We start from the raw sequence: 6,674 nt of genomic DNA on the forward strand, positions 1-6,674 counted from the left end.
AACTAGCGATGTCTAAACCAGCAATTTTGTGCGTTGACGATGAAGTAGGGGTATTGGAAAGTCTAGAAATTGAACTGCAACAGGCATTTAACGGTAAATATATTTGCGAATTTGCTGAAAGTGCTGCCGAAGCCCTAGAGATTATTGAAGAGCTATGTGAAGCTGATGTTAACATTCTAGTGATTGTCTCTGATTGGTTGATGCCCGGAATGAAAGGAGATGAACTGCTGATTATAATTCATCAAAAATATCCGCAAATTGTGAAAGTGATGCTGACGGGACAAGCAGACAAACAAGCAATCGAACGAACAAAAAATCAAGCAAATCTTCATGCTTTTATACAAAAACCTTGGGAAAATCAAGAATTAATTGAAGCGATTAATTCTGGTCTAGCAAATTTATGAAAAAACCTGTCATTATTTGTGTTGATGATGAGCAGACTATACTCGATAGTCTGGAAATAGACCTGCTAAAAGCCTTTGAAGATAAATATTTAATTGAAACCGCCCAAAGTGGCGAAGAAGCTTTAGAGTTGCTGTCAGAACTTTTAGCAGAACAGTATGAAGTTCCTTTGGTTATTTCGGATCATATCATGCCTAATATGAAAGGAGACGAACTATTAAGGAGCGTTCATGCTATTTCGCCAAATTGTCTCAAGATTATGCTGACTGGTCAGGCAGATTTGGAGGCGGTAGCCAATGCTATTAACTATGCTAAATTGTACCGATACATACCTAAACCTTGGCAATGTGATGACTTAAAATTAACTGTTACTGAGGCAATATATAGATATTTTCAAGATAAACAATTAGCTGAAAAACAAAGAGAACTCCAGGAAATGAATCAGGAGTTGGTAAAATTAAACCGCAAGCAGGCAATGCTGATTGCCAAACTCCATGAAAACGAAAGTCGCTTGACGCAATATTTAGAAGCTATCCCTTTGGGCGTGTGTGTACTTGATGCAAACGGGCAATCTTTCTACGCTAATCAGAAGGCGCGGGATGTATTTGGCAAAGGCACTGTGCCGCATATTAATTCAGAGCAAAAAGCAGCAATTTATCAATTCTATAAAGCCGGAACTAATCAGAGATGCCCCGTGGAAGACTTGCCAATTATGCGGGCACTTCGGGGCGAAAATGTGCGGACTGAGAGTGTAGAAATTCGTACAGCTAATAAGATTATTCCTGTAGAGAGTTGGGCGACTCCAATTTATGATTCTACAGGCGACATTTCCTATGCGATTATTGCTTTTAGTGACATAACTGAACGCAAGGAAGCTGAAGCGGCGCTAATTCAAGCTGAAGAGAAGTATCGCGGGATATTTGAAAATGCTCTAGAAGGTATTTTTCAAACGACGCCAGAGGGACTTTTTATTAGTGCGAATCCTGCTCTTGCGGAAATTTACGGCTATGATTCCGCGTCAGAATTGATAGAAAGTATTAATGATATTCAGCAGCAATTGTACGTGGAACCAAACCGCCGTCAAGAGTTTCTGGCGCTGATGAAACAGCACGGTACTCTGTGTGAGTTTGAGTCTCAGGTTTACTGTCGAGATGGCAGCATTATCTGGATTTCTGAATATGCGCGCACAGTTTGTGATGCTAACGGTGAAGTGCTTTACTATCAGGGTTTTGCTAAGGATATTAGTTTGCAAAGACAGGTGGAAGTGGAAAGAATTAAGTTTACTAATGATTTAGAAAAAGCTTTGGCAGCCGAAGAAAAGTTAAACGAGGCGCTGTCAGAAAGCGAAAGCCGATTGACTCAATTCCTGGAAGCGATGCCGGTCGGAATATTTGTTGTGGATGGTAAGGGTAAACCTTTTTATATGAATTCTTGGGGCGAAAGGATACTAGCCCAAGGTTTAATTTCTGATGTGGTTACTGAGCAATTTCCAGAAGCTTATCATTTTTACGACGCTGGAACTAATCAATTGTATCCGAGGGATCGCCAACCGATTATTCGGGCGTTGCGGGGAGAATTTGTGCGTATGGACGATCTAGAAATTCATGGGTCGGATCGGAGTGTGCCGATCGAGGTTTGGGCGACTCCAATCTACGACGAACGGAAAAACATAGTTTACGCGATCGCAGCTTTTCAAGACATCACAGAACGTCAAGAGGTAGAAACCGAGCGCCGCCAATTCACAGACGAGTTGGAAAAAGCTTTAGCAGCGGAAGAAAAATTAACAGATGCTTACGGGCGGTTTGTGCCGCACGAATTTCTCCACTTTCTGGGATATGAAAGTATTCTGGAAGTAAAATTAGGCGATCAAGTACAGAAAGAAATGTCGGTGCTGTTTTCAGATATTCGCAATTTCACTTTTCTTTCTGAGACAATGAATCCCGAAGAAAATTTTCAATTTATTAATGCTTATTTGTCGCGGATGGAACCTGCAATTACTGACAATTTTGGTTTTATTGATAAATACATTGGCGACGCGATTATGGCGCTGTTTGATGGCAGTGCTGACGATGCTGTGAAAGCTGGAATTGCTATGCTAGAACACCTTAACGAGTATAATATTAGTCGCAATAGACCCGATCGCCCGCCGCTGCAAATTGGCATTGGAATCAATACGGGTTCTTTGATGTTAGGCACGGTTGGCGGTCAAAGCCGGATGGACAGCACGGTGATTAGCGATGCGGTAAACTTAGCCTCTCGCGTGGAATGTTTGACTAAAGAGTATGGAGTTTCGATGTTAATTACTCACAATACTTTTATACAGTTGAACGATATTTATGATTTTAGGTTGATCGATCGCGTCAAAGTTAAAGGCAAATCGCAAATGGTAACAGTTTATGAAGTATTTTCGGCCGATCCGGCAGAGTTACGGCTGAAAAAGTTAGAGACAAAGACAATCTTTGAGCAAGCTTTGGTACTCTACAATAGTGACAGGTGTGTCGAAGCTAAAAGATTGTTTTCGGCGTGCTTGGAAATCAACCCTAATGATAAGGTAGCTCAAATTTATATGCAGCGGTGTCTGAAAGGGGCGATCGCTCGTGCATAATACCATTTTAGATTTAGATTGTATAATTGGGAATGACTTATTCCATAAGCATTTGGACTTTGCCTACAGTTGTCTTCTTTTTTGAAACTGGTATAATCATTGTTTAGACAGGCAGGAAAACGCAAACTATTGTTTCTTGCTGCGGCAAACTTTCTATTTTAAATCCTCCTCCGTGCAATTCTGCAAGGCGTTGAACGATAGCCAAACCCAATCCTAAACCTGCTTGTTGGTAAAGTTTGCGATCGAACTGTCTGTAAGCTTCTAGGTGTGCAATCTGATCGGCAGTCATGCCGCGGCCTTGGTCTTTTACAGATAGAACAAAAGTCTGGTTTTCCACCAAAGTGCTTAAGAAAACCGGCGTTCCTTCTAAAGAAAATTTGAAGGCATTGTCCAATAGTTCCTCAACAATTTTTGTGAGTCTGATTGAATCCATAGCCACCGACGAATCTTGCAAATTTAATTGTAAATCGTCTGTTCTATTCGCGTGTTTCGCTTGCTGCCGCGCTTTTTGAGTCAGCAAAGATTTTACGCAGCTAAATTCACTATTGCGCATCTCCTTTAGCAGTTCGGGATTTGTGGCTGCTATCTCTAGTTCTGCATACAGCAAAAAGTTCTGAATCAGCCTGTACAAGCGATGGCCGGAAGTTTGGATTTGACCGATCATCTCTAAGATATCTGATTCCTCTAAGACATGATATTCTGACAAAATTAGCTCGGAAAAACCCATAATTGCATTCAAAGGAGTCCGCAATTCGTGGGGGAGCGACATACTAATGTTGGTGCGCAATTCGTCTAGCGTTTTTTGAGATTGCCTGCTAATTGTTTTCTGTTTTTCAAGTCTAATAGCAATTGCTTTGAGCAGTTCTTGCGGCGTACAAGGCTTAGTAATGTAATCGTCTGCTCCCAGTTCCATGCCCCTGCGAACGTCACTTTTATCGGCTTTTGCTGTGAGAAAAATAAACGGAATTGTGGCAGTCAGAGGTTCGGAACGCAAAGCTTTGAGGACGCCGTGACCGTCAACTTCCGGCATCATCATGTCGCACAATATTAAATCTGGGATTTGTTCGATCGCCAGTTTGATGCCGACGTTGCCGTTAATTGCTCCAATTCCTTCAAAATTCTCGGCTTCGAGCAACTCTAAAATATTTTCTCTAATCGATTCTTCGTCTTCAATTACCAAAATCTTTGCCACGGTTATTGCTCCTTTTAGTTAGTAGTTTGTTTAAAAAACCTGCGTTCAGGCAGTTGACAAATTTGTTTATTTATGAACTTAATCGATCCTTAACCTGCGGATGTTTTTAGTTGATATAGCAACCGCCAAGACGCTGAGGACATTCTTAATAGCCCTTTGCCTATGCGGTCGATTGCTTTTTCCTTCTCTCCTAGATAACTAAAGCCTTCTTCTTCCTTCTTGGTGACCTCGGTTATATCCGTTACACCCGAAGAAAGCAAATCTGTTGCTGAACTTCCTTCTGCCTTCTGCTATAATTCAGTTGTTATATGCTAGCGCAAATTAAAGGCAAGGTAATAGTGAAAGTTGTGCCTTTTCCTTCTTGAGTATGGATCGCGAGTTGGCCACGGTGAAGCTCCACAGCCCTTTTCACAATTGCTAAACCAAGACCTGTTCCCGAAATAGTGCCGACATTGGTAGCTCGGTAAAAAGTTTCTAATATCCGCTCTAGATCGGCTTGAGGAATCCCGATACCCTGGTCTTGAACTTGGAAAACAGCTTCTTTGTTTTGACACTTGAGATGCAAGCAAACTGTACTGGCGACGGGAGAATATTTGAGGGCATTGGAGAGGACATTTCCCAATATTTGCTGCAGGAGTTTTTCATCCATTTGAGCGTCGCAGTTGCCACCTTCATGTTGAAAGGTTATCGGGTGTTGGTTGCTGTCGTTGAGCTGTTGCTCTTCTACCAGTTGACGGCAAAATTTTTCGAGGTTTAAGGAAATCGGTTGAAACTGCAAGGTATTTGCTTCGATTTTGCCAATTACGAGGATATCTTCTAATAACTCTGTCATGCGTTTAATGGCTAATTGAATCCGCACAAAATGAGTAGCTTTTTTATCTTGTGACCACTGAAAACTGTAATCTTGCAGCAATCCAGCCGAAAATTGGATGGTTGTCAAGGGGGTGCGGAACTCGTGGGAAACCATTGTGACAAATTTAGCTCGCAGTTCTGAAAGTTCCTTTTCTCGTGCGAGTGCTTTGAGAATTTCGGCTTCTGCTCGTTTGCGATCGCTAATGTCACGGGCTTCAGCAATCAGGAGCAAAACTTGTCCTGTCTCATTTTTAACAGGTTTCAGTGAGAAATCAACAGTCACAATTTGGCCACTTTTGGCTAACAAGTCGATTTCGCTGCGGAAAAACTCGCCACGACTTGCTTGGCCGATCGCGCATTGCAATTGTTCGCAAACCTGTTGCGACTGACCCCAAATCGCCATTTCCCAAATCGGCAGACCCACAATATCCTCCGATCGCAATCCGGCAAAATCGAGGGCTGTCTCGTTCACTTCTAGCACGATTCCTTCGGGAGTCAGCAGCTTTGTTAGCTGAAACGAAGAGTCAAAAATCGCCCGAAAACGCCGCTCGCTTTCTCGCAGCATTTGAAATGTTTGAGATCGTTCGATCGCGTAGCGGATCGTCCGCACTAATAATTGAGTAGTAATTTGACCTTTAACAATGTAATCTTGAGCTCCCAAGCGAACTGATTCAAGTGCGATCGCCTCATCGTCCCAGCCTGTCATTACCACCATTGCCGTATCCGGGGCAACTTCTCGCAGGCGAGTTAAGGTTTCCAAACCGCGGCTGTCCGGCAAAGAAAGATCGAGCAAAACTACATCAAAGGGTTGTTTACACAGTTGTGCGATCGCCTCATGCAGGAACTCAACAGACACCAGTTCCCACTGGACACCCACAGATACTTCTAACAGTTCTGCAAGCAAATCAGCATCAGCAGGATTGTCTTCTACTAACAGAATCTTAATCCACATAGCTTATACGTTTTTGACTGTAAAATTTTCTCTCTACCCATCTCAGGTTAAACTTTTTTGCTTTCCCTTGCCATTTTTAACTTGAAAATTATTATTTGGGAACTGTCACCACCACCGGCCACCAATCCTCAATCCATCTTACCAGCTTAGCGACTTGACTAAACTCGACAGGCTTATGAATGTAGCACCGGGCTAACAGGGCATAAGACTTGAGAATCTCTTCATCCGCTGCTGAGGTTGTCATAATTACCGCCGGAATCATTTTTAACTTGGGTGCTGAGTTAATTTTTCGCAACAATTCTCAACAACTTTTTTTAGGCAAATTTAAGTCAAGCAGAATTAAATCGGGAGGAGCTAAGTTCACATACAAACCTTATTGATTTAAAAAATTAATTGCTCGCACCCCATCTTCCATTATTGTGCAACTTGTTAAAAAATTTGCTTAACGCCACACTTTCTAAAGCCAAGTCATACCCTTTGAGATTTAAGATTTAAGACTTCGGCATGAGGGATCAGTCGAAGGATTTTAGATTGGGAAATGAGCGATGACAACCAGGGTTGGGATCGCGGGCATACAGTGCAGGGTAAGAGCATCTCAATCAGTCTTGACAAAAGGATTTGAGAAGAAGCATCATGTATTCATCATTCATTGCAGCCCGTTTCCTTTTCTG

At 42.3% G+C, this 6,674-nt stretch carries 5 protein-coding genes; 2 read left to right on the top strand and 3 right to left on the bottom strand.

All coding sequences use genetic code 11. The annotated features are described in order from the left end of the window. Window positions 1-8: 8 nt before the first annotated feature. Both E5S67_RS23615 and E5S67_RS23620 read left to right on the top strand, forming a co-directional pair. On the top strand, window positions 9-404 hold the full coding sequence (locus E5S67_RS23615) for a response regulator (protein ID WP_172190802.1): 396 nt from the start codon (window positions 9-11) through the stop codon (window positions 402-404). Further along, a complete protein-coding gene (locus E5S67_RS23620; RefSeq protein WP_172190803.1) occupies window positions 401-3,007 on the top strand; it encodes a PAS domain S-box protein in 2,607 nt (868 codons plus the stop codon). The genes E5S67_RS23615 and E5S67_RS23620 overlap by 4 nt, the downstream gene beginning before the upstream one ends. A 103-nt stretch (window positions 3,008-3,110) precedes the next feature. On the opposite strand, the gene E5S67_RS23625 is transcribed toward E5S67_RS23620, so the two are convergent. From E5S67_RS23625 to E5S67_RS23635, 3 genes are all read right to left on the bottom strand, one after another. Next, window positions 3,111-4,199 carry a response regulator gene (locus tag E5S67_RS23625; protein WP_172190804.1) on the bottom strand — a complete coding sequence of 363 codons (1,089 nt, stop codon included), beginning with the start codon at window positions 4,197-4,199 and terminating at the stop codon, window positions 3,111-3,113. Between the two features lie 304 nt (window positions 4,200-4,503). Beyond that, window positions 4,504-6,003 carry a sensor histidine kinase gene (locus E5S67_RS23630; RefSeq protein ID WP_172190805.1) on the bottom strand — a complete coding sequence of 500 codons (1,500 nt, stop codon included), beginning with the start codon at window positions 6,001-6,003 and terminating at the stop codon, window positions 4,504-4,506. Window positions 6,004-6,094: 91 nt separating this feature from the next. Further along, on the bottom strand, window positions 6,095-6,247 hold the full coding sequence (locus tag E5S67_RS23635) for a response regulator (RefSeq protein WP_172190806.1): 153 nt from the start codon (window positions 6,245-6,247) through the stop codon (window positions 6,095-6,097). Window positions 6,248-6,674: the final 427 nt, after the last annotated feature.

This window comes from Microcoleus asticus IPMA8 (assembly GCF_013179805.1).
Classification (GTDB): Bacteria; Cyanobacteriota; Cyanobacteriia; order Cyanobacteriales; family Microcoleaceae; genus Microcoleus; species Microcoleus asticus.

Excerpts from the sequence above, each read along its gene's own strand:
- E5S67_RS23615 (WP_172190802.1), top strand. The coding sequence starts at position 9 with ATGTCTAAACCAGCAATTTTGTGCGTTGACGATGAAGTAGGGGTATTG.
- E5S67_RS23620 (WP_172190803.1), top strand. The coding sequence starts at position 401 with ATGAAAAAACCTGTCATTATTTGTGTTGATGATGAGCAGACTATACTC.
- E5S67_RS23630 (WP_172190805.1), bottom strand. The coding sequence starts at position 6,003 with ATGTGGATTAAGATTCTGTTAGTAGAAGACAATCCTGCTGATGCTGAT.
- E5S67_RS23635 (WP_172190806.1), bottom strand. The coding sequence starts at position 6,247 with ATGACAACCTCAGCAGCGGATGAAGAGATTCTCAAGTCTTATGCCCTG.